This window comes from Actinomadura geliboluensis (assembly GCF_005889745.1).
Taxonomy (GTDB): Bacteria; Actinomycetota; Actinomycetes; order Streptosporangiales; family Streptosporangiaceae; genus Spirillospora; species Spirillospora geliboluensis.
This window is the reverse complement of the sequence record NZ_VCKZ01000036.1, coordinates 14,249-34,569: the sequence shown is the minus strand read 5'-3', so window position 1 is coordinate 34,569 and position 20,321 is coordinate 14,249. Positions and strand designations below refer to the sequence as shown.

Genomic DNA, 20,321 nt, shown 5'->3' with positions numbered 1-20,321 from the left:
GCCCGTGCGCACCCATCATCGCCCTCCGCCCCCCACCCCCGCGAAGATGACACGACCAGGCGGAAACCCGGCCCGGGCCTCGTCCTGCCGCCCGCGATGGGCTTCGAGCACGGGGTCCGGCCCGGAATCGACCGGAATCACGTCTTCGCCCGCGTCGGACTCGGGGTCCCCGTCCTCGATCTCCCGGTAGGTGATCTTCACGCGGCTCTCCCCGGACGATCAGCGACGCCGCTGCCAGGTCGAGACCCAGCCGCATAGCCCCGCACACCTCCCCGCGTTCGCCGCCCCCGGAAGCCACCGAGTGGAACGTTCCAGCCGCGCCGCCGGTTCCCGCTCAGAGCCGGTCTGCCACGCGGTGACGCGTGCTCCACACCGGCGCCTTGGGGCGCTTTCCCGTTCTGAACTCAAGAAGCACCAGGTACCGTGCCGTGGATTCCCAGGCGCCGTCCTCCTGACGCAGCTTCCCCCGCCGAGCGGTGCCTGCGCGGCATGCCCCTAGAGGGGTTCGCTGGTCCAGCTCCAGACGCCTCCTTCATATCGCGGGCGGACGAGTTGCCCGCCGCTGGAGTCGGCGAGCTGGGCGACGGTCTGGATCAGCCGGCGGTGGAAGTCGTCGGGCGGGCGGGCGTCGGACGAGCCCTCCAGCAGGGTCACACTGACCTTGGCGTCGTCGCGCAGCTGCGCGGTCAGCCGTCCGGTCCCGTCCAGCCGGAGCATCACGATCGCATCGGCGCGGACCATGTCATGCCCCCCGCCGGCCTCGATCCAGACCTGGTGCATCGTCCCGCTCACCGGCCCCATCTCCTCGGCTCAGGCTGTCCTTCAGCCCCTTACCACCCACCATAAAGGGCCCGGGATCACGTCGTCACAGGCTGACGCCCCTCCCGCCACGATCGCGCGGCCGCCCGGCCCCTCACCACTCTGCACATTGTCAGGCACTTGGAGTTACCACCGGTGTCGGAGGGCACATAGACGGCTGTGGGGGAACTGAGCGGGCCCGGGGACGCGGTCGACCGCAGCGAAGGCTTCGGCGAGCGGCTGCTGGGCCAGTTGCTGGACCGGGCGCACGAGATGCCGCCGCAGCTCATCGCCCCCCTGGTTGCCGAGGAGATACGCGCGATCGGCGGCCGGGACGTCTCGATCCTGCTGCAGGACTACGCCCAGCTCTGTCTGGTGCCGCTGCCGGGCAGGGGCCTCACCGACGGCGAACCGCTGCCGCTGGAGGGGTCTGCGGCCGGGCGCGCGTTCCTGTCGGAGACCACCGTCGAGCAGCCGCAGGACGACGGAGTGCGGATGTTCCTGCCGCTGCTGGACGGCAGCGACGAGATCGGCGTGATGGCCCTGACCCTCGACGGCGTCGACGACGACGACCGTCGGCTGCTGCGGCGACTCGCGGGCTTGGTCGCCGACATGCTGGTCACCAAGAACAACTACACCGACCAGTTCCTGCGGGCGCGACGACGCAAGCCGATGAGCGTGTCCGCGGAGATCCAGTGGTCGCTGCTGCCCCCACTCACCATGACCACGCCGCAGGTCGCCGTCGCCGGAATCCTGGAACCCGCCTACGACGTCGCCGGCGACAGCCTCGACTACGCCCTCAACGACAACGTCCTGCACCTGGCCATGATCGACGCGATGGGGCACGGCCTCAACGCCGCGGTGCTGGCCACCGTTGCCGTGGGCGCCTACCGGCACGCCAGACGCGCCCAGCCCGGCCTCGCCGAACTGTACGCATTCATGGACACCGCCATCGACGACCAGTTCGGCCCCGACCACTTCGTCACCGCGCAGATGATGCGCCTCGACATCGGCACCGGCCACCTGGAATGGGTCAACGCCGGCCACCCCGCCCCGATGCTGATCCGCGACCACCGCGTCATCGGCGCCCTGGAAGGCCCCGGCACCCTGCCCGTCGGCTTCGGCGGCTCGAAACCCCAGATCAACACCCGGCAACTGCGCCGCGGCGACCGCGTCCTGGCCTACACCGACGGCCTCGTCGAAGAGCACACCACCGGCGGGGCACTGTTCGGCGAGGACCGCCTGATCGCCACCATCGAACGCGTCGGACCCGCCAGCGCGAGCGTCCAGCAGATGGTGCGCGACCTCTCCCACACCCTCATGCGCGAACGAGGCGGGATCACCAGCGACGACGCCACCCTCTTCCTCATCGAATGGCGCGGCGGCACCGCCGACCACCTCACCCGACCACTCTTGTGACCGAAAGATCCCGGGCCGGCCGGGTCGACCGAGCGCCCAGCACGATGTGGTTCCTTGCCCTCGGCCGCGTCAGGAGAGGAAGACGACCGCCGCGATGAGCGCACAGACGAGGGCGACCGCAATGGCCATGCCGCCGACGAGACCCCTCATCAGCCGCAGATATTCGTCCTTCATGGTCATCGGGCAGGCGCTTCCGAGAGCGAATCCGGATCGGGGTAGACGGCGAGTGCGCGGTCGAGCGCGGTGGCGCGGAGCAGCGCGGCGACCTGAGGGCGGAGGGCGACGAGCCGGAGGGTGATGCCGAGTACGGCGGCGCGGCGCCGGATGCCGACCAGTACGGCCAATCCGGCCGCGTCGGCGGACGCCACCTCCCCCAGGTCGAGGATCAGCAGGCGGCCGCTGCGCCGCAACGCGCCGATCAGGTGCTCGCGCAACGCTGGAGCCGCGGCGCCGTCCAGGGCGCCCGACAACGCGACGATGGTGTGGCCGGGGCGCTGGCGGGCGGGCGTCCTCACCTCATCGGGGGCCCGGGCCAAAGCTCGGGCAGGACGCGGGATGGTGATGAGAGCGGTCATGGCGATCTCCGATCGCAGATGGTCCATAGTGCCGGGCGGCCCGGGGCAGCGGGCCGGATCAACGTGCCGCGGACTGTTCTCGGAGCCGCCCGCCCTCGGACTCCCAGGCGCACTCCGAGCCGTCCGGGGGGCCGGCCCGGCGGTTCGCCCGGCCGGGTGGTGAGGCGAGGGCGGCCAGCAGGTCAGGGGTGTGCAGGACGTTGTGAGGGTCGGACGCCAACTCCATCGACGCCTCGGCCTCGTCCCGGGGCGTGGCGGCCGGGACGGTGAACAGGTCCACGCGCCGGCCGTCGGCGTGGATCGCGGTCAGCAGCCCCGAGGGCAGGGAGTCGAACCAGCTCAGCCGCACCACCCGGGTGTCGGCCGGGCCGTCGATGCGCAACCGGCGGGGACGGCTGTCCCAGTCGTCCGCCCGGAGCAGGACGTGAGTGATGGGGCGGTGGTCGTCGATGGGGCCGTGGTCCTGCAGTGCCAGGATCAGGCCCGGCAGTTCCGCGACCGGGTCGGCCGACCGGGGCCACCAGCCGCCGTCCAGCACAGTCCGCGCCGAGCCGGGAGGGGCCGAGGGGCGCAGCAGCAGCCGCGGCGTCGAGGGCGGTGACAAGCTGATCGTGGTGCGGCGTTCGGCGGTGGTCCACATGGCGGGCGCCTTCCTCGGTTTCCGATCGGTGCGGCGGCTGGGGGTGCTCAGCGGAGGCGCTTGCGGGTCAGCGGGCGCAGTTGCGTGAGGCGGGCGGCTCCCAGGATCAGGGTGATCGCGATCCCGGCGGCCATGGCGGCCATGAGCACGATCGCCAGCGGCAGGGCGCCGCTCAGCCCGGCGAACGAGACCCGCACATCGCCGGTGTTGCTCACCACGAGCACCATGAAGAGGACCGAGATGGCCGCGACGGCCCACAGCTCTGACCACACCACGCTGGTGCGGACCGCCGTCACCGTCCGCTGCGCGGGCGTCGGCTCGCGCCGATCGGGGAGGACTCCGGGGTCAGGTGGGTTGAGCCGGGACGCTGAACCGGTCTGCCCAGCGCGCCCGTTGATGTGCGGCCTGTGCGAGATCTGCATGACTCCCCCTCTCAGGGGGCGGCCGGCGTGGCAGATCAACCCTCAGAACAGGATGTCGCCGTTTGCCGGATACTTTTATTCTACTCGACTAATTGCCGATATGCGGAAAACGCAGATAGTTTCCGAGCGCTTCACTCACGCATCGCAACCGGCAGCGCCGGGGGCGAGAAACCCACCTCCCATTTCTGCTGTTTTCCGGTCGAGGCGACGGGCTATCGGCGCGAGTGATGAGTTATGCATGGATTGACTGTGTCCGTCCCCGGGGCGTCGCGCTTCGCTGGACATGGCCGGCCCGCACTGCCCGGGGGAGGTCGGGCCGGACGCGCCAGGGCCGTCTACTCCTCCCCGAGCGGGCGGCCCTGGACGAGCGGACCGTCGAGCCCGGTGTAAGGAGCCATGATGATCCGACTGGCCGACATCCGGGAATGGCGCACCCAGACCGCCCTCGACTCTGGCGGAAACTAGATCGGCACACTGGAGTCCGTTCACGTCGACACCAGCACCGACGAGGCCGCCATGGCCACCGTGCGGATCGGCATGCCCACCCGCCACCGATTGACCTTCGTTCCGCTGGACGGTGCGACCGCCGGGCCCGGCTACGTCCGGGTCGCCTACGACAAGGCGCTGGTCAGGCACTGCCCGACGATCGGCACCGACGACGTCCTGCCGGCCGAGGACGAGGAGGCCGTCTTCCGGCACTACGGGCTGGACTATCGGCCCGGCACCGGCGGCGGACGCCGGATCGCCCGCCGCTGACGCGGCCCGGGGCGCGGGGGGCCCGGAGGTCACTCCGCGTCGTCGCGTCGAGGCGGGTCGAACTCCACGTCGACGTTCTCGAAGCCTTTGTGACGTTCGGTCTCGGCGTAGGAGGTGTAGGCGCGCCGGTCCCCGGCGGTCAGCTCGACGTTGTCGGTGAAGGGCGTCAGCAGGCTGCGGGGCCACAACCGCCGCTCGCGGACGACGTTGATCTCGGCGCTCAGCACGAAGGTGGCCGCGCCCAGATAGATCCACGTCAGCAGGCCGAGGACGATGCCGAACATGCCGTAGGTGGCGCTGGCGCCGGTGAGCATGTGGCCGAGCAGGAACGCGCCGCCCCACTGAATGATCTGCCATACCAGCGCCGCGGTGACCGCTCCTGTCCGGACCTGCGCGATGGTGAGCCGCCGGGCGGTCAGCACCCGGAACGCGACGGTGAACAGCACGACGTTGACGGCGACGGCCACCAGGATCGCCGCCGCCCGCACACCGGCGCCGGCACCGAAGACGCCACCGGATGCGGTCACCGCCGACAGCAGCGTGGTCACCAGGATCACCGCGCCGCCGACCGCCAGCAGCGCCAAGCTGCGCACCCTGGCGGCGATCGGGTTGGGCCGGGAGTTGCGCGGCACTCCCCACATCTTGTTCAAGGCGTTCTGCGTGGCCTGTACGACGCCCAGGCCGCCGTAGAGGCTGCCTACGACACCCGTGGCCAGAGCCAGGATGCTGCCGTGGAAGGAATGGATGTTCGCGCCGATCTGGTCCCCGAGGACCGGGAACTGCGCGAGCGCCGAATCCAGTACGCTTTGCTGCAGCCCCGGGTTGCCCTCCAGCGCGAACCCCAGCGCGGTGACAAGAAGCAGCAGCAGCGGAAACAGCGACACGAACCCGTAATAGGTGATCAATGCCGTGAGATACGCGCCCTGGTCGTCCACGAACTTGTACACCACCGCCAGCGGCAGACCCGCCCAGCGATGCCGCCTCTGATAGGCGTCCATCCGGCAGACCACTCCCACACGGCCCTTCTTCCCCCATCAGCGCGCACCCAACGCCCGACCGCCGGTCCGGTCGAGCGGCCGTCTCCTGTCCCTCACCGGCCTCCCCGAGATCCCGGCGCTGCCGACCGGCGGCATCCGGCGTGATTCCGGCATCGCGGTCACCCCTGTCCCTTCCTCGGCGTGCGCGGACGAGTTCCGGCACGAGCAGGGCTGCCGGTCGACCGCCGTGCGCGAGTACGCGCTTTCTCCGGTCCCGGCGCGGTCCTCCCACCGCCTCCCCTTACCGGCCACGGGCCGGAAAGGTGCGGACACGACCACAGGGTTAGACCGCAACTTGTGGGCGGCCTATGCTGCGTGTGACGGCGGTAGCCGTCTGTCGGGCCGCTCCAGACCCTGGCGGCGTAAATGCGTACGCTCCAGGGAGGGCTGCCATGACGGCATTCGAATCCTCGCCCCCAGCCTCGGTTCCACCGGAAACAAGAGCGATTCCGGACACCGCGGCCGACGACCGCGTCCGAGCCGGGGCGCAGGTCAGTCTCCGGCGGACGGACGTGGAGTGCGGTGCCGGGTCGACCGCGATGCTGCTGGCCCTCGCCGGCGAGATCGACGCCTCCAACAGCGACTGGCTGGCCGTCCGGCTCAGCACCATCATCACCAGCGCGTCCGCCGGCCACGCCGGCACCGCCCCGAGCAGCGGCGTGGTCATCGACCTCACCCGCCTCAGGTTCTGCGACGCCGGCGGCATCACGGCACTGGTCAAGGCCTTCAAGCACGCCCGCGATCAGCGGCTGGCCCTGAGCCTGGCCGGAGCCACAGGGCGGGTCGACCGCGTTCTTCGCATTACCGGCATCGACGACGTCATCGCCCTGCATCCGGAGCCGGCGGACGCGTTGGCAGCCTTGCGCCGACGTGACGACCGGACGGCGCAGCGTCCGGAAGGCGCCCCCGACGGCTGACCTGCCCAGCGCTCCGTCCGTGTGGAGGCATCCGCCGCGGTGGCCGCCGAGCGGGCCTGCGTTCCGCGTGCTCGTCGCCGCCTCGCCGTCACCGTTCCGTGGTCAACCGTTGTCGACGGGGCGGCCGGGATCGTGCTGCGGGTGCAGGAGGCCCGCCACGGCGGGGTCGTCGTCGATGACGGCCTGTGCGAGGTCGGCGAGTTTGCGGTTGGTGTTGCGGGCTTGGGCGCGCAGAGCGGCGAAGGCCTGATCGAGTGAGGTCTGGTGGCGTTCGGCGAGCATGCCCTTGGCCTGCTCGATGATCACACGGCTGTTGAGCGCGATCTGCAGTTGCTGGGACAGCAGTTGATGTTCACGGGCCGCGCGTTCGCCCAGGATGCCGATGGTGGCCACGTCGGCCATCGCCTGCCCCAGCGACTGGACCGTGGTCGCCTCGTCGACGGCCAGGACCGTAGAGGGGGCGGTGAACAGGTTCATCGCGCCGATGATCCGCTCTCGCATCCGCATCGGCAGCGCCACCACCCCGCCGTAACCGGCGTCGAGGGCCGCGGCGCTGAACAGCGGCCACCGGGAGGCCTCGGCGGCCAGGTCGGCGACCCTGACGGGCCGGCCGGTGGCGAAGCAGTCCAGGCAGGGGCCCTGCCGGGACTGGAGCTGGAACAACTCCAGCAGCCGGGTCTGTTCGCTGGAGGCCGCGATCACCTGCAGCTCGTCGGCCTGGTCGGTGAGCAGGATCCCGGCCGCCTCGACCTCCAGCAGTTCCACGCAGCGCTCCGCCAGCCGGTGCAGGAACTCGATGAGATCGAAATCGACCACCAGGGTGTCGGCCAGCTCGACGAACACCTCAGCGAGTCGTTGTTGCTGTGGCATGGCTGCTCAATCCATTTCCTCGGCCCAGTGGCTGGGGGGTTCCTGTCGTGTGACGTCGTCTCTCGTAGACCACAGTGATCACCGTGTCGATCCATCGTGTCGTCAGCCCTCGGGAAGATCGTCGGGGTGGAACCGCAACCGGCGGTCCACCACCTGGCGGGCCAGCCCGGCCAGCGGGACACCGTCGGTGAAGGCGCGGGCGCGCAGCGCCGCGAACGCGTCCTGCAGACCGACGCCCAGCTGCACGGCGACCATCCCGGTCGCCTGGTACACCTCGATCCTGCCCTCACCCGGCCCGCCCAGCGGCCACACCCCCTGATCCGAGGCCGCACCGTCCGGCGAGGTCCGGCCCGCGGTCAGCATCACCGCCACCGCCGTCCGGCACAGCGTCACGGCGTCGGCGACCTGCTCCGCGGTCAGCGGTCCCGGCCTGACCCTGTACATGGTGAGGGTGCCCAGCCGGATCGCCCCCACCTGCAGCGGGAAGGCGAACATCGCCCGTACTCCGGCCGCGGTGGCCACCGGCGCGAACACCGGCCACCGGGAGGCGACGGCCGGCGAGGAGACATCGGCGACCAGCACCTGGCCTCCGGAGGCACCGGCCTCGATGCCGGGACCTTCCCCCAGGGTGAACTGCTGCTCCTCCAAGAGCGCGGCCACCGCGTCGGTGGCGTGCGCCCGCTGCCGCCGGTCCGGCCGGGTCGCCACCGACACCGCCGCCCCGTCCACCTCTACCGCCGCCACGGCCGCCTGGCACACGTGCGCGGGCGACACCGTCTCTCCGTCCGCGCACCCGGCGACCAACGCCCACAACCGGGCCGCCCGCGCCTCGCCCGCCGTCGGTATCGCCGCTCACCGCCCACTGTCCGAAGCGACCGGATGGCCACACCCCGGCCCCAGCGTCCCACAGCCTCCCGAACAACGTCGACGGGCGCCGAACACCGGCAGCCATCGTGGTTCACGCCGGTGACGGCCGACGGCACCCGGGCTTACCGACCCACGGCCGCCCGGCGATCAGCTCTGCCGATAAGCCCTGCTCAGATCGCCTGTGTCGGCATCCCAGGCCACCAGGTTCCACTGGAAGTGACAGGCGTGCCCTCTGGGGAATGCTCGCCCGAATGGAAGAAGACAGTGTGACCACAAGCGCGACCACGGACGCTCCGCCCCCCGGCGGTGCCCCCGCCCGGGGCCGTGGCGAAGCGGTTCCGCGGGGCAGCGACTACGCGCTGCTGTCCCGCGAGGTGAAGCGGGCCGGGCTGCTGACCCGGCGGCCGGGCTACTACACAGTCAAGATCGTCTCAAATCTCGTCCTGCTGGCGGCCGGTTGGGCGGCCTTCGCGCTGATCGGGCCGTCCTGGTGGCAACTGGCGGTGGCGGCGTTCCTGGCAGTCGCCTTCACCCAGACCGCCTTCCTCGGGCATGACGCGGGCCACCAGCAGATATCCGGCTCCAAGCGGGTGAACGAGCTGCTGGGGCGGCTGCACGGCAACCTGCTGGTCGGGCTCAGCTACGGGTGGTGGATCTCCAAGCACAACCGGCATCACGCCCACCCCAATCAGGTCGACCGCGATCCCGACATCGCGACCGGAGCACTCACCTTCACCCGCGAGAGCGCTCGGGCCCGGCACGGCCCCGGCGCCTGGCTGGCCCGGCACCAGGCATGGCTGTTCTTCCCGATGCTGCTGCTGGAAGGGTTCCACCTGCATCTCGCGGGGGCCCGCGCCCTGCTCGGCCGCACGGCCACCGCGCGCGGGCCGGGCAGGGCCCGCTTGGCCGAGGGCGGTCTGCTGCTCGCCCACATCGGCGGATATCTCACCGCCCTGTTCTGGGTACTCCCTCCACTGCAAGCCATAGGCTTCCTCCTCCTCCAGCAGGGCCTGTTCGGCCTGTACCTAGGCTGTTCTTTCGCCCCCAACCACAAGGGCATGCCGATGCTCGGCAGGAACGACAAGACCGACTTCCTGCGCCGGCAGATCCTGACCGCGCGCAACATCCGCGGTGGCCGGATCACCCATTTCGCGCTCGGCGGGCTGAACTACCAGATCGAGCACCACCTGTTCCCGTCCATGCCGCGGCCCAACCTGCGCCGCGCGCAGACGCTGGTGCGCACCTTCAGCGAACGCCACGGCATCGCCTATTGCGAGACCGGTCTCCTCCAGTCCTACGCGCAGGCGCTGCGCCATCTCCATGCCGTCGGCGGGCCGTTGCGTCCCGAACTGGAGTACTGACCCCGCCGGCCAGTCACCGGAACCTTGCGTGACCGGACCCGGTCACTCCATCGACACGCGGTCACGGAATCGGGAAGGGGAATGGAATTGTTAGGCGGGCGTTGGGCGGGGTGGAGGGTGGAGCCGGTCCATAGCAGATCCCGTACTTGGTTCGAACCGACACGGGAAGACCTATCCCACGTCACCCGGAGAGACTGCGAAAAATGGTCGCCGATTTTGAATCTTCCCCAACTCTACAGGTCCAGGATGATCAAGGAATCCACGAGCACATGAGGCGAATGCTTGACCTGGGCTGGCCGACTCCCCAACCGGACACAACTTGCCACGCCTGCGTCAGCGTACGCTACATCGTTGCTTACCAGCGCGTCGGCTGGCTGATTCCAAAGAAGGCAGAACCCAAGAAGCCGAAGCCACCTTCCCGCACTAGCCTACAAAGGCGTTTGAAACAAAAGGAAGCCGAAGCTGAACAGCTGCGGAGCGAGCTGGCACGGCTCGATGCGGAAAGCTCTGAGTCCAGGGAGGCCCCATGACTCGTAGTCCAAGTTGCGCGGACGCTCGATCATACGAGTCGGCCGGCGGGCCTTCCCTGCAGTGGGCTCGGCCTGGCAAGTCGGGAGCCAAAACACCACTATGCCACTACGGCTACGGCAAACCCTCAGCATGACGCGGCAGACATCTTCGTTTAAGGTGTCGGTGGCATGCGCTAACGGTCGTGGTTGCCCCGGCAACACGGCCGCGCACAGTTACGGGATTGGGAAGCGGGCCGGGATCGTTAGTTGGCAGCGGTGGGTGGCGGGGTTGTGCGTGCAGCCATGCGCGCGGTATTCCGTAGGGGGTACACCGTAGACCGGCGTGCGATCGTCGCCGTCGACGATGCTCAGCGCAGTAGGGCGGCCAGTAGGTCGGGGCCTAGCGCTGTCAGTTCAGGCTGGTTGAGGGTGTAGCGGACGTACCGTCCTTGCCGCCGGGCTGTGAGGAGGCCGGCGCGGCGCAGGTCGGCGAGGTGGCGGGACACCTCGGGGGGCGTGAGTTCCCAGGCTTGGGCCAGTTCGCCGGTGGTGTGGGGGCCGCGGGCCAGGGTGCGGAGCAGTCGCAGCCGTACCGGATGCGCTAGTGCGTCCAGCCGTCGCGTGACCGTTTCCAGTGATATCGGCTCCGGTGGGCTCGCCTCCGCCACGGGGTACTGCACCACCGGTCGCCAGCCGGGCGCGTGGACCGCCACCAGGTGCGGGCGGCCGAAGACGCTGGGGAGGAAGGTGACCCCGGTGTCGTGGGCGGTGGTCGCGTTGTCCTGCAGCTTGTCCACGATGATGTGGTCGCCGTCCGGTGCCAGGGTCACGGCGCTGGAGACCGATGCGAGCGCCGCCCCGATGCCCTGGCGCTTCAGCAGGTCGTTCTTCAGGCGCAGGTCGGTAGCCAGTTGCACGGCGACGCTCGTCCAGGCGGCGTCGAAGAATGCCTCGGCGCATTGTTCGAGGGTGTGGCGTACTCGTGCTCGCACGGCGGCCGGGTCCGCGAGCAGCCGCTCCGCGAAAGCCTCTTGGAGCGCGCCGCGGGCCTGGGCTCGGTCCAGGGCCTGTTCGCGGGCCGTCGCGTCGGCGAGCGGCGACGGCCCGGTGAAGTGGACCCGGTTGCTGCCGCAGGTGGTGATGAGCGCGGCGGTCACATAGGTCTCATCGTCGATCCGGTCCACACCGTCCAGATCCTCGGCGAGGGTCGGACGGGGACGGGCGGGGACCAGGAAGTCGGCTCGTGAGGAACGCCAGAGGAACTCCGCCTCCCTGAGCCGCTCGGCCAGCTCCGGCGCCAGCCCGGCCCAGACGTCCCCGGCCCAGCCCGCGTGCTGCGGGTGGTGCCCGGGTTCGGCCAGCACGTGCAGCATCGCGGTCAGCTCGGCCAGCGGGGAGACGGCGAACCGCAGCCGCCCGGACGCCGGGCCGCCGATGTCGATCCTCAACGTCATCCCCCCATCATCGCTGGTCGGACGGCCGGCGCACGCGTCGATTGACGGTGTCCGTCAACCGTCACGGCCTGCCCGGCGGCCGAACGCACCGTGGACGCCATGGCGACCACCACCAAGCTCCAGCCGCGTGCCCTCGTCCGCGCCTCCGGAGGCCCCCGCTATGCCATCGCCCTGGCCGTGGACGCGCTCGGCACCGGCTTGCTGCGGCCCTTCCTGCTGCTCTACGGGGTGACGGTGCTGGAGCTGTCCGCGCCGGCAACTGGCATCGCCATGACGGTCGGCGTCGTGGTGGGTCTGATGTGCATGCCCGCGGTCGGCCGATGGCTGGACAGGGGCGCACGCAGCACGGTCGTGGCAGCGTCGATGCTCGTACGGGTGCTGGGCGTGGCGCTGCTGCTGGCCACTCCGGCGGGCCACGCCTGGTTGTTCGCGACGGCGGCGCTCTTTCTCGGCATCGGCAACCAGGCATGGCCGGCCGCCCATGCGGCTCTCGTGGCAACGGTCGCCCATGGCCGCGAACGCGACGCCGCTCTCGCAGCCGGCCGCGCCCTGCGCAACGCCGGCCTGGGCGTGGGAGCCCTCCTCGCCACCGCATGTCTGGCGGGCGGCACCACCGCGTTGCAGGCGCTGGCTGCCGTCACCGGGCTCGCCTATCTCGCTGCGGCTGCCTTGGCATGGTCGGTCCATGTGCACGCGCGACCGGCCGCCACCCCGGCCGAGGACAGGGGCGAGGCGCCCGCGCCACGGATGCGCGCGCTGCTGGCCGCCAATGTGGTCTACGTCTTCTGCCTCAACGTTCCCGAAATCGCGGTCCCCCTGGTGCTGGTGACGCAGTTGCACGCGTCGCCGGTGTGGGCGGCGGCCATCTTCGTGGCCAACACCGTGCTGGTGGTCACCCTTCAGGTACCGGTCACCGTCCTGCTGTCCCGCCTCCCCCGACGGACCGTGCTGGCTCTCGCCGGCGTGGTGCTCGCCGCGTCCTACCTCGGCTTCCTCGCGGTCACCTCACCGGGACACGGCTGGAGTGCTCCGGCCGTCGCCGCGGTCTCCGTGGTCTGCACCCTCGGCGAGATCATCTACGCCGGCAGTGCCACGGCCCTCGTCACCGCCCTCGTCCCGGCCCATGTCCTGGGACGCGCCCTCGCCCGCTTCCAACTCTCCACGGGCTTCGGCCTCGCCGTCTCCCCGGCGGCCATCTCCGCCCTCGCCTCCCACGGCCCGGCCGCCCTCTGGGGCACCCTCACCGCCGCAACCCTCCTCTCCGCCACCGCAGTCGCCACCGAGAAGGGTGACCGGGAGTAGGCGAGGCGTCAGGGGATTTGGACGTCTTCGATTTCCAGGGTGGTGACGGTGTTGGGGGCGTGGGTCACTGTTAGGCGGCCGTCTTGCAGGTGGGTGTCGGGGGTGCGGGTGTAGTGGTGGGCGGACGTTGGGTCGGTCGTCCATGCGCGGACGGGGTTTGCGTCCTCCGTTAGGGCTCTCAGGTCGTAGGTGACGTTGCGGGGCTTGTTGTCGTTGGCGGTGACCAGGGCCAAGCGGCCGGTGGTGGGGTCGTGGGCTGCGACGGTGTGCGGGTGGTTCGAGTCGAGGATGCGGGCGTTGGGTCTGATGTGCCGGGTGTAGTGGGCTAGGACGTAGTACTTCGGGTTGACGCCGCCGACGCGGCCTTCGAGGGTGCCGTTCGCTCCGCCGGCCGGGTTCGGGGTGGCGTCGTCGTACTCGCCGTCCAGCAGGCCCCAGTCGAGGGCCTCCACCGGCTGCCAGCAGGACCAGGCGCGGATCCGCAGGTGGTGGACGTCGCGGCCGATGCTGAGAGCCATCGTGAGGCCGTCGGGTTCGCCTTCGGAGTACTCCGTCTGCCATACGGGCGTGTCCGCGCCGACGGCTTCGCGGAGGGCGGCGCGGCTGCGGCCGCCGTCGTCGCGCTCGTAGCCGTGGACGTTGACGCGGCCGACGAGGCGCCTGGTGTCCTCGGTGAAGTTCTTCCAGGTGCCCGTGGCCTCCGCGTAGCGGCATTCGTCGGACGCGGCGATCAGCACGTCCGGCAGGTCGCGGGCGTCCAGCGCGCGGCGCAGGTGGGCGAGGACCGCTTCCTGCGCGCCCAGGGTGAAGTGGCAGCCCTCCTGGTTCTGCCGCGCGTGCCAGGACGCGAGGGACGGCTCGTTGAACGCCTCGACCGAGCCGAACCGGATGCCCCATTCGTCGCGGGCGTGCCGGGCGACCGCGGCGATGTAGTCCGCGAACGCCTCCTGGTACGCGAACTCGAGGTTGTCGACGTCGCCGCGCTCGGCGCCGGAGGGGTTCCCGGTCACCGTCATCCACCAGGGCGGGGAGACGGAGAACATCTCGAAGGCGTCGGCGCCGTGGTCGCGGGCCTTGGCGAGCATGCTCCGCTGGTTCGGGTCCGCGTCGGGGTTCCAGGCGTCGCCGTCGCCGAACGTCTCGATCTGCTTGCGGCGGACGATGGCGGGCGACTCGACCATCCCGGTGCCCGTCCAGGTGCAGGCGCCGAGGTTGTAGCGGACGATGTTCAGGCCCAGCCCGGGAAGTTCGACCTCGCCGCCGGTGGTGCCGACGTGCACCGGGTCCAGGCCGAACAGGGCGGCGGCCAGGTCGTCGCGCCGGCCGAGTTCGGTGTTGGCCCACCAGGACAGGCAGGTCCCCCAGCCGTCCCAGATGTACGCCCCTCGCGGTTCGATGACCCGCGTCTCGTCCCCACGCATGTGCACGCTCCCGCTCGTCCGTCCACCTGGGTGTGTTCGGACGAGCCGCAGGCATCCGCCGATTTTCGAGGACTTTGCCGCGCGTTGCCGACCTTGGGCCGATCAGGAGTCGAGCGTCGTGGCGAGCCGCTGAAGGAGGGTGGCGAGTTGCTCCCGTTCCTGCTCGGTGAGGCCAGCGAGCAGGCGGCGCTGGTTGTCCAGGTGGTCGGCGATGAGCTCGTCGGTGAGGGCGATGCCGTCGGGGGTGAGGGTGACGAGGCGTCCGCGCGAGTCGTTCTCGGCGACGGTTCTGCTCACCAGGCCGCGGGTCTCGAGCCGGTCGACCCGCTTGGTGATGGCGCCGGTGGTGACCAGGACGGTGCGGCTGAGCTCGCCCGCCGAGAGGGCGTAGGGCGCGCCGGAGCGGCGCAGTGCCGCGAGGACGTCGAAGTCGCCGTTGCCCAGGTCGGCGGCGGCGAAGAGGGGGCGGAGCCGCTGGTCGGCCTCGTCGGTGAGGCGGAAGAGCCGGCCGACGACCAGCATCGGCGTGGCGTCGAGGTCGGGGCGCTCGCGGTTCCACTGGGCGACCATGGCGGCGGTGGCGTCGGGCTGCATGCGTTGATTATATCTTCCATGGAAGTTATATTAGCTTCCATGGAAGATAATCTGGCGTCGCCGGCGTCCGCGCAGGTCGTCTGCTACTTCGACGCCGCCTGCCCGTTCGCCTGGATCACCTCCCGATGGCTGCTGGAGGTCGAGCGGCTGGAGCCGATCGACCTCGGCTTCCGGATCATGAGCCTGTCGGTGCTCAACGAGCACCGCGACATCGAGCCCTGGTACCGCGAGTTCAACGACCGCGCCTGGGGACCGGCCCGGGTCTGCACAGCCGCCGAGCTTCAGCACGGCACCGGGATCCTGCGCGATCTGTACACGGCGCTCGGCAACCGCATCCACGTGCAGCGCAACAAGGACTACAGCGCGGTCATCGCTGAAGCTCTGGACGAGCTAGGGCTGCCTGCATCTCTGGCCGAAGCCGCCTCTACGGACGAGTTCGACGACGCTCTTCGGGCCAGGCACCAGGCGGCGCAGGACGCCCTAGGCGAGGAGGGCGGCACACCCCTCATCACCCTGGACGGCGCGACCTTCTTCGGGCCCGTCCTGAGCGCCACCCCGAAGGGCAAGGAGGCCGTGCGGCTGTTCCGGTCCCTGAAGACTTTGGCCGAGATGGACGCGTTCGCCGAGTTGAAGCGGGCTCGGGGTGCACTCGACTTCAGCTGAATCCGAGGTGTCCACGCGCCGCCGCCTCTACGCCGCCGCCCTCGTCGGCTCGGTCGGCGACGGCATCTACGTCCCGCTGACGATGCTGTTCGTCCACGCGCTGACGGGATTGTCGCTGACGGCGATCGGCGCCGGGCTGAGCCTCGCCGGGCTGTGCGCGCTGGCGTTCATGCCGGTCGCGGGCGCCCTCATCGACCGGCTCGGCGCCAAGCGCATGGTCATGATCGCGCTGGTGCTGCGCGCGGCGGGCTTCGCCGCCTACCCCTTCGCCGACACCTACCTCTCCTTCCTCGGGGTCGCCGTGGTGGTCGCGGTGGGGATGTGGACGTCCACGCCCAGCCAGCACGCGTTCATCGGCGAGATCGCTCAGGGCGCCGAACGCGACCGGCTGCTCGCCTGGGACCGCAGCCTGCGCAACGGCGGGATGGGCCTGGGCAGCCTGGCGGCGGCCGGTCTGCTGGCGTTCAACGGCAACGGCGGCTTCCTCACCGCCGCGATGGTCCTGGCCGCGCTGTTCCTGCTCGCCGCCGTGCTCGTGGCCCGGATCCCGGCCGTCCGCGGAGGCGCCGGACGGCGGAGGGAGGAACGCCAGGGCTACCGGCAGGTGCTCGCCGACCGGCCCTACCTGCTCATCGCCGCCGCCAACTTCCTGATCGCCTTCGGCTACACGACCCAGGCCATGGCCCTGCCGGTCTTCCTGACCCGCGACGTCGGCCTGCCCGACGCCCTGGCGGGAGGCGTGTTCGCGCTCAACACCGTCCTGGTGGCGGCGCTCGGCGTGCCGATCGCGCGCCTGACGATGCGGGGCAGGCGCACGCGCAGCGCGGCGCTCGGCGCGGCCGTGTTCGGGCTGTCCTTCGCCGCCTTCGCGCTCGTCCCGCAACTGTTCGGGGGCGCGTACGCCATCGCCGCCGTCCTGGCGATCGCGGTGCTCTACACGGCCGGTGAGCTCATCCACTCGGTGCCCGCGCAGGGTCTGTCCGTCCAGGCCGCACCCGACCATCTGCGCGGACGGTACCTGTCGGTCTACCAATCGTCCTGGTCGCTCTGCCGGACGATCGCGCCCCTGCTCCTGGGGTTCCTGCTGGAGGCGGGGCCATGGCAGCTGTGGGCGGTCCTGGCGCTGATGGTGCTGGCGGGCGCGGTCATCTTGCTGTGCGCCGAGCGCGTTCTGCCGCCGCACGCCGTCGGGATGCCCGCCGCGTCCGGCACTCCGGTCGGCCAGGCCACCGAGGAACAGGCCGCCGAGGAGCAGGTCGCCGCGCGGACGTGACGTCGGGCTCATCCGCGCCCGACGTCTTGCATGGGACACAGTGTCTCAGTAAATTCCGCATCAGGGCCGGGCCCGCGACGCCGGCCGCGCCGCGGGCCAGACGGGATCCGCCACGACGAGGAGGTCTCGATGACGCTGTCCACCAACACCGGGTCCACCAACACCGGGTCCGCCAAGACCGGGTCGATCAACTCCGGAACCGATCCGTTCGACCAGGCGTACCGGGACCTGCTGCGGACGCTGTCCGAAGGGTCGGTGCACCGGCGCTTCGACCCCTTCCTCGACATCGACTGGGACGCGCCGGAGTTCGCCCTCGACCCGGACGACCCGCGCTGGGTGCTGTCACCGGAGATCGACCCGCTGGGCGCGACGCGCTGGTACCAGGAGCTGCCGCTGGAGCGGCAGATCGAGATCGGGAAGTGGCGGATGGCCAACTCGATCAAGGTCGGGGCGGCGTTCGAGAGCATCCTGATCCGCGGAATGATGCAGTACATCATGAAGCTGCCCAACGGGTCGGCCGAGTTCCGCTACTGCCTCCACGAGATGACGGAGGAGTGCAACCACATCCAGATGTTCCAGGAGCTCGTCAACCGGATCGGCGTGGACGTGCCCGGGATGCGGCCGTGGTTCCGGCGGCTGTCGCCGCTGATCGGCGTGGCGGGCGGCTACGCGCACGTGGTGCTGTTCATCGGGATCCTGGCGGGCGAGGAGCCCATCGACCACTACCAGAAGGCCCTCATCCGGTCGGGCGAGCGCATCCCGCCGGCGATGCTGCGCACGATGGAGATCCACATCGCCGAGGAGGCGCGGCACATCTCGTTCGCCAACGACTTCCTGCGGGTGCACGTCCCGCGGATGGGCCGGGGCAGCCGGGCGGCGTGCGCGCTGGCGTTCCCCCTCGCGATGCGCTGGCTGGCCGGGGAGATCATGACGCCGCCGCGCTCGTTCGCCAAGCAGTTCGGCATCCCGCGCGAGGTCTACCGGGAGGCGTTCTGGCGCAGCCCGCACTCGCGCGCGATCCTCTCCGGGTACTTCGGCGACATGCGCAAGCTCGCCGACGACCTCGGGCTGATGACGCCGGCCGCCAAGCGGCTGTGGAAGGCGCTGCACATCGACGGGAAGCCGTCGCGGTACCGGGGCGAGCCGCACCGCGAAGCGCGCGGGCTCGCCTGATGCCGCACGTCGTCACGCAGTCGTGCTGCGGCGACGCGTCCTGCGTCTACACCTGCCCGGTCAACTGCATCCACCCGACACCGGACGAGCCGGACTTCGCGACCGCGGAGATGCTCTACATCGACCCGGCCGCGTGCGTCGACTGCGGCGCCTGCGTCTCGGCGTGCCCGGTGGACGCGATCAAGCCGCACACGAAGCTCACCGAGGACGAGCTGGACTTCCTGTCGGTCAACTCCGCGTTCTACGACGCCCCACGGTCCCGGCCCCTGCTCGCGCCGGTGGTGCCGCCGCTGCGGGTCCGTGAGCGGCCCGCCCCGCTGCGGGTCGCCGTCGTCGGCTCCGGACCGGCCGCGATGTACGCGGCCGACGAGGTGCTGACCGTCCCCGGCGCGCGGGTCTCGATGTTCGAGCGGCTCCCGATGCCGTACGGGCTGGCGCGGACGGGCGTCGCGCCCGACCACCGCCGGACGCGGAAGGTCGCCGGGCAGTTCGACGCCATCCGCGCGCAGGACGGCCTCGACCTGCACCTCGGCGTCGAGGTCGGCAGGGACGTGACGCACGACGACCTCCTCGCCCACCACCACGCGGTCGTCTACGCGGTCGGCGCGTCGACGGACCGCCGGCTCGACGTCCCCGGAGCCGGGCTGCCCGGTACGGCGTCCGCCACCGAGTTCGTCGCCTGGTACAACGGCCACCCGGACTTCGCCGACCGGACGTTCGACCTGTCGCACCCCCGCGCCGTGGTGATCGGCAACGGCAACGTCGCGCTGGACGTCGCCCGGATCCTCACCGTCGACCCGGCGATCCTCGCCGGCACCGACATCGCCCCCGCCGCGCTGGACGCGCTGCGCGCCAGCGCGATCGAGGAGGTCGTCGTCGCCGGACGTCGCGGGCCCGCGCAGTCGGCGTTCACCCTTCCCGAATTGATCGGCCTCCGCTCGACGCCCGGCGTCGGCCTCACCGTCCCACCGGACGACCTCGGCCCCGAGGGCACCACCGGTCCCAAGCTCGACGTGCTGCGCGGCCTCGCCGCCGACCCGTCCGCGCCGCGCCGGATCCGGCTGCGGTACCTGCTCTCGCCGCTGCGGATCCTCGGCGGCGACCGCGCCGAGGGCGTCGAGTTCGGGCGCAACGCGCTCACCGGCGACGGCGTCGAGCCGACCGGCCGGACGGAGACCGTGGACGCCGGGCTGGTGCTGACCGCGATCGGCTACCGGGGCGTGCCCGTCCCGGACCTGCCGTTCGACGACGCGACCGGCACGGTGCCGAACGACCGCGGCCGCGTCCTCGACCCGGCGACCGGCCGGGCCGTGCCGGGCACGTTCGTCGCGGGCTGGATCAAGCGCGGCCCGACCGGCTTCATCGGCACGAACAAGTCGTGCGCGCAGGAGACCGTGCGGGCGCTGGTGGACGACTTCAACGCGGGCGTCCTCGCCGATCCGGAGGCCGGCCCCGGCGACCTGGCGGCGCGCCTGGAGCGGGGCCCGGTGCTCACGCCGTGACGCCGCTGACCGCTCCCGCGCCGCTCGCCGCTCCGGCGCCGGTCAGCCGCTCGACGACCGTCCGGAGTTCGGCCGTGGGGTCGATGACGAGGCCCAGCGACCGGGCGGCGCCGTCCAGCATGAACCACGCGTAGGAGGCGAGCTCGGCGACGATCTCTGGGCGGGGCCTGCGCGGGGCGGGCTCGCGCACCCACTGCGTCAGCATGCCCTCGACCATCGTCACGATGGCCAGCGGAAGCGACTCCAGGCCGCCGTCGTCGAGGTCGAACGACGCCAGGAACGCGGCGATGATCTCGTGCGCCCGGGTCGCGATCCGGCCCCGGAGGCTGCTGACCGCGTCGGCGCCCGCGGCGTCGTCGTGGGTCGGCCCCTGCCGCATGAAGTCGTGCAGGCGGGGGTGCTCCGACATCCACCCGGCGACCGTGTCGATGGTCCTGCGGAGGATCTCCTCGACCGAGCCGTGCGAGATGTCGAGCTTGACCGCCAGCGTGCTCGCGAAGTCGTCCACGAGGTAGGACCTGATCCGGCGGTCGAGGTCGTCGCGGTCGGCGAACCGCCGGTACACGACGGACTTCGCGAGCCCGGCCCGCTTCGCGATCTTCTGCACCGGGATGTGGGTGCCGGGCGGGGTCTCCTCGATGAGGTCGACGGCGGCGCGCAGGATCATCAGCTGGCGCGCGGTGTTGTGCTCCTCCCAGCGCGCCTGATACCCGCTCTCCGAACCCGCCATCGGCTCCCTTTCGCACTGGTCGACCGCCCCACCGACTC

21 protein-coding genes are annotated in these 20,321 nt (G+C 71.0%); 9 read left to right on the top strand and 12 right to left on the bottom strand.

Annotation, left to right across the window (positions count from 1 at the left end; all coding sequences use genetic code 11):
- Positions 1 to 15: 15 nt before the first annotated feature.
- Together ETD96_RS08135 and ETD96_RS08130 are read right to left on the bottom strand one after the other, a co-directional pair.
- Positions 16 to 201 carry a hypothetical protein gene (locus ETD96_RS08135; protein ID WP_089329954.1) on the bottom strand — a complete coding sequence of 62 codons (186 nt, stop codon included), beginning with the start codon at positions 199 to 201 and terminating at the stop codon, positions 16 to 18.
- 294 nt (positions 202 to 495) lie between these two features.
- Positions 496 to 792 carry a hypothetical protein gene (locus ETD96_RS08130; protein ID WP_138635671.1) on the bottom strand — a complete coding sequence of 99 codons (297 nt, stop codon included), beginning with the start codon at positions 790 to 792 and terminating at the stop codon, positions 496 to 498.
- 186 nt (positions 793 to 978) lie between these two features.
- On the opposite strand from ETD96_RS08130, the gene ETD96_RS08125 reads away from it, so the two are divergent.
- A complete protein-coding gene (locus ETD96_RS08125) occupies positions 979 to 2,217 on the top strand; it encodes a PP2C family protein-serine/threonine phosphatase (protein WP_240807371.1) in 1,239 nt (412 codons plus the stop codon).
- A gap of 176 nt (positions 2,218 to 2,393) precedes the next feature.
- Here the strand turns inward: ETD96_RS08125 and ETD96_RS08120 are convergent, their stop codons facing one another.
- From ETD96_RS08120 to ETD96_RS08110, 3 genes are read right to left on the bottom strand one after another with little or no spacing between them, the layout of a single operon-like run.
- Complete coding sequence (locus tag ETD96_RS08120; protein WP_171068916.1) at positions 2,394 to 2,792, bottom strand: STAS domain-containing protein; 399 nt, start codon at positions 2,790 to 2,792, stop codon at positions 2,394 to 2,396.
- Positions 2,793 to 2,850: 58 nt separating this feature from the next.
- Complete coding sequence (locus tag ETD96_RS08115) at positions 2,851 to 3,432, bottom strand: DUF5994 family protein (protein WP_138635670.1); 582 nt, start codon at positions 3,430 to 3,432, stop codon at positions 2,851 to 2,853.
- Between the two features lie 47 nt (positions 3,433 to 3,479).
- A complete protein-coding gene (locus ETD96_RS08110) occupies positions 3,480 to 3,854 on the bottom strand; it encodes a LapA family protein (protein WP_138635669.1) in 375 nt (124 codons plus the stop codon).
- 516 nt (positions 3,855 to 4,370) lie between these two features.
- Here ETD96_RS08110 and ETD96_RS08105 point away from each other — a divergent pair.
- Complete coding sequence (locus ETD96_RS08105; RefSeq protein WP_205719159.1) at positions 4,371 to 4,610, top strand: hypothetical protein; 240 nt, start codon at positions 4,371 to 4,373, stop codon at positions 4,608 to 4,610.
- A gap of 29 nt (positions 4,611 to 4,639) precedes the next feature.
- On the opposite strand, the gene ETD96_RS08100 is transcribed toward ETD96_RS08105, so the two are convergent.
- A complete protein-coding gene (locus tag ETD96_RS08100; RefSeq protein ID WP_205719158.1) occupies positions 4,640 to 5,608 on the bottom strand; it encodes a YihY/virulence factor BrkB family protein in 969 nt (322 codons plus the stop codon).
- Between the two features lie 578 nt (positions 5,609 to 6,186).
- On the opposite strand from ETD96_RS08100, the gene ETD96_RS44490 reads away from it, so the two are divergent.
- Positions 6,187 to 6,564: an STAS domain-containing protein gene (locus ETD96_RS44490; RefSeq protein ID WP_171068915.1), complete on the top strand. Its 378-nt coding sequence runs from the start codon at positions 6,187 to 6,189 to the stop codon at positions 6,562 to 6,564.
- A 102-nt stretch (positions 6,565 to 6,666) separates the two neighbouring features.
- Here ETD96_RS44490 and ETD96_RS08090 read toward each other — a convergent pair whose 3' ends face one another.
- Positions 6,667 to 7,434, bottom strand: a complete 768-nt coding sequence (locus ETD96_RS08090) for a GAF and ANTAR domain-containing protein (protein ID WP_138635666.1) — start codon at positions 7,432 to 7,434, stop codon at positions 6,667 to 6,669.
- 102 nt (positions 7,435 to 7,536) lie between these two features.
- A complete protein-coding gene (locus ETD96_RS08085) occupies positions 7,537 to 8,208 on the bottom strand; it encodes a GAF domain-containing protein (protein ID WP_138635665.1) in 672 nt (223 codons plus the stop codon).
- Between the two features lie 359 nt (positions 8,209 to 8,567).
- Between ETD96_RS08085 and ETD96_RS08080 the strand changes: the two genes are divergently transcribed.
- On the top strand, positions 8,568 to 9,662 hold the full coding sequence (locus ETD96_RS08080) for a fatty acid desaturase family protein (RefSeq protein WP_240807370.1): 1,095 nt from the start codon (positions 8,568 to 8,570) through the stop codon (positions 9,660 to 9,662).
- An 877-nt stretch (positions 9,663 to 10,539) separates the two neighbouring features.
- Here the strand turns inward: ETD96_RS08080 and ETD96_RS08075 are convergent.
- Entirely contained in the window at positions 10,540 to 11,625 is a 1,086-nt protein-coding gene (locus ETD96_RS08075; protein WP_138635663.1) for a helix-turn-helix domain-containing protein, read from the bottom strand.
- Positions 11,626 to 11,724: 99 nt separating this feature from the next.
- Between ETD96_RS08075 and ETD96_RS08070 the strand changes: the two genes are divergently transcribed.
- Positions 11,725 to 12,927, top strand: coding sequence for an MFS transporter (locus ETD96_RS08070; protein ID WP_138635662.1), 1,203 nt, complete (start codon positions 11,725 to 11,727; stop codon positions 12,925 to 12,927).
- Positions 12,928 to 12,935: 8 nt separating this feature from the next.
- On the opposite strand, the gene ETD96_RS08065 is transcribed toward ETD96_RS08070, so the two are convergent.
- Positions 12,936 to 14,348 (bottom strand): glycoside hydrolase, encoded by a 1,413-nt coding sequence (locus ETD96_RS08065; RefSeq protein WP_138635661.1) that lies wholly within the window; start codon positions 14,346 to 14,348, stop codon positions 12,936 to 12,938.
- A gap of 102 nt (positions 14,349 to 14,450) precedes the next feature.
- Entirely contained in the window at positions 14,451 to 14,942 is a 492-nt protein-coding gene (locus tag ETD96_RS08060) for a MarR family winged helix-turn-helix transcriptional regulator (protein WP_138635660.1), read from the bottom strand.
- A 39-nt stretch (positions 14,943 to 14,981) separates the two neighbouring features.
- Here ETD96_RS08060 and ETD96_RS08055 point away from each other — a divergent pair, with 39 nt between their 5' ends.
- The 4 genes from ETD96_RS08055 to ETD96_RS08040 all read left to right on the top strand — a co-directional run bounded on the left by ETD96_RS08055 (position 14,982) and on the right by ETD96_RS08040 (position 19,553).
- A complete protein-coding gene (locus tag ETD96_RS08055; protein WP_138635659.1) occupies positions 14,982 to 15,605 on the top strand; it encodes a mycothiol-dependent nitroreductase Rv2466c family protein in 624 nt (207 codons plus the stop codon).
- A gap of 7 nt (positions 15,606 to 15,612) precedes the next feature.
- On the top strand, positions 15,613 to 16,878 hold the full coding sequence (locus tag ETD96_RS08050; protein ID WP_138635658.1) for an MFS transporter: 1,266 nt from the start codon (positions 15,613 to 15,615) through the stop codon (positions 16,876 to 16,878).
- 129 nt (positions 16,879 to 17,007) lie between these two features.
- The gene (locus tag ETD96_RS08045; RefSeq protein ID WP_138635657.1) at positions 17,008 to 18,051 is read left to right on the top strand and encodes a diiron oxygenase; all 1,044 of its coding nucleotides are present in this window, start codon (positions 17,008 to 17,010) and stop codon (positions 18,049 to 18,051) included.
- Positions 18,051 to 19,553, top strand: a complete 1,503-nt coding sequence (locus tag ETD96_RS08040) for an FAD-dependent oxidoreductase (RefSeq protein WP_138635656.1) — start codon at positions 18,051 to 18,053, stop codon at positions 19,551 to 19,553. The genes ETD96_RS08045 and ETD96_RS08040 overlap by 1 nt, the downstream gene beginning before the upstream one ends.
- On the opposite strand, the gene ETD96_RS08035 is transcribed toward ETD96_RS08040, so the two are convergent.
- Positions 19,543 to 20,283: a TetR family transcriptional regulator gene (locus tag ETD96_RS08035; protein ID WP_138635655.1), complete on the bottom strand. Its 741-nt coding sequence runs from the start codon at positions 20,281 to 20,283 to the stop codon at positions 19,543 to 19,545. The genes ETD96_RS08040 and ETD96_RS08035 overlap by 11 nt on opposite strands.
- Between the last annotated feature and the right edge of the window lie 38 nt (positions 20,284 to 20,321).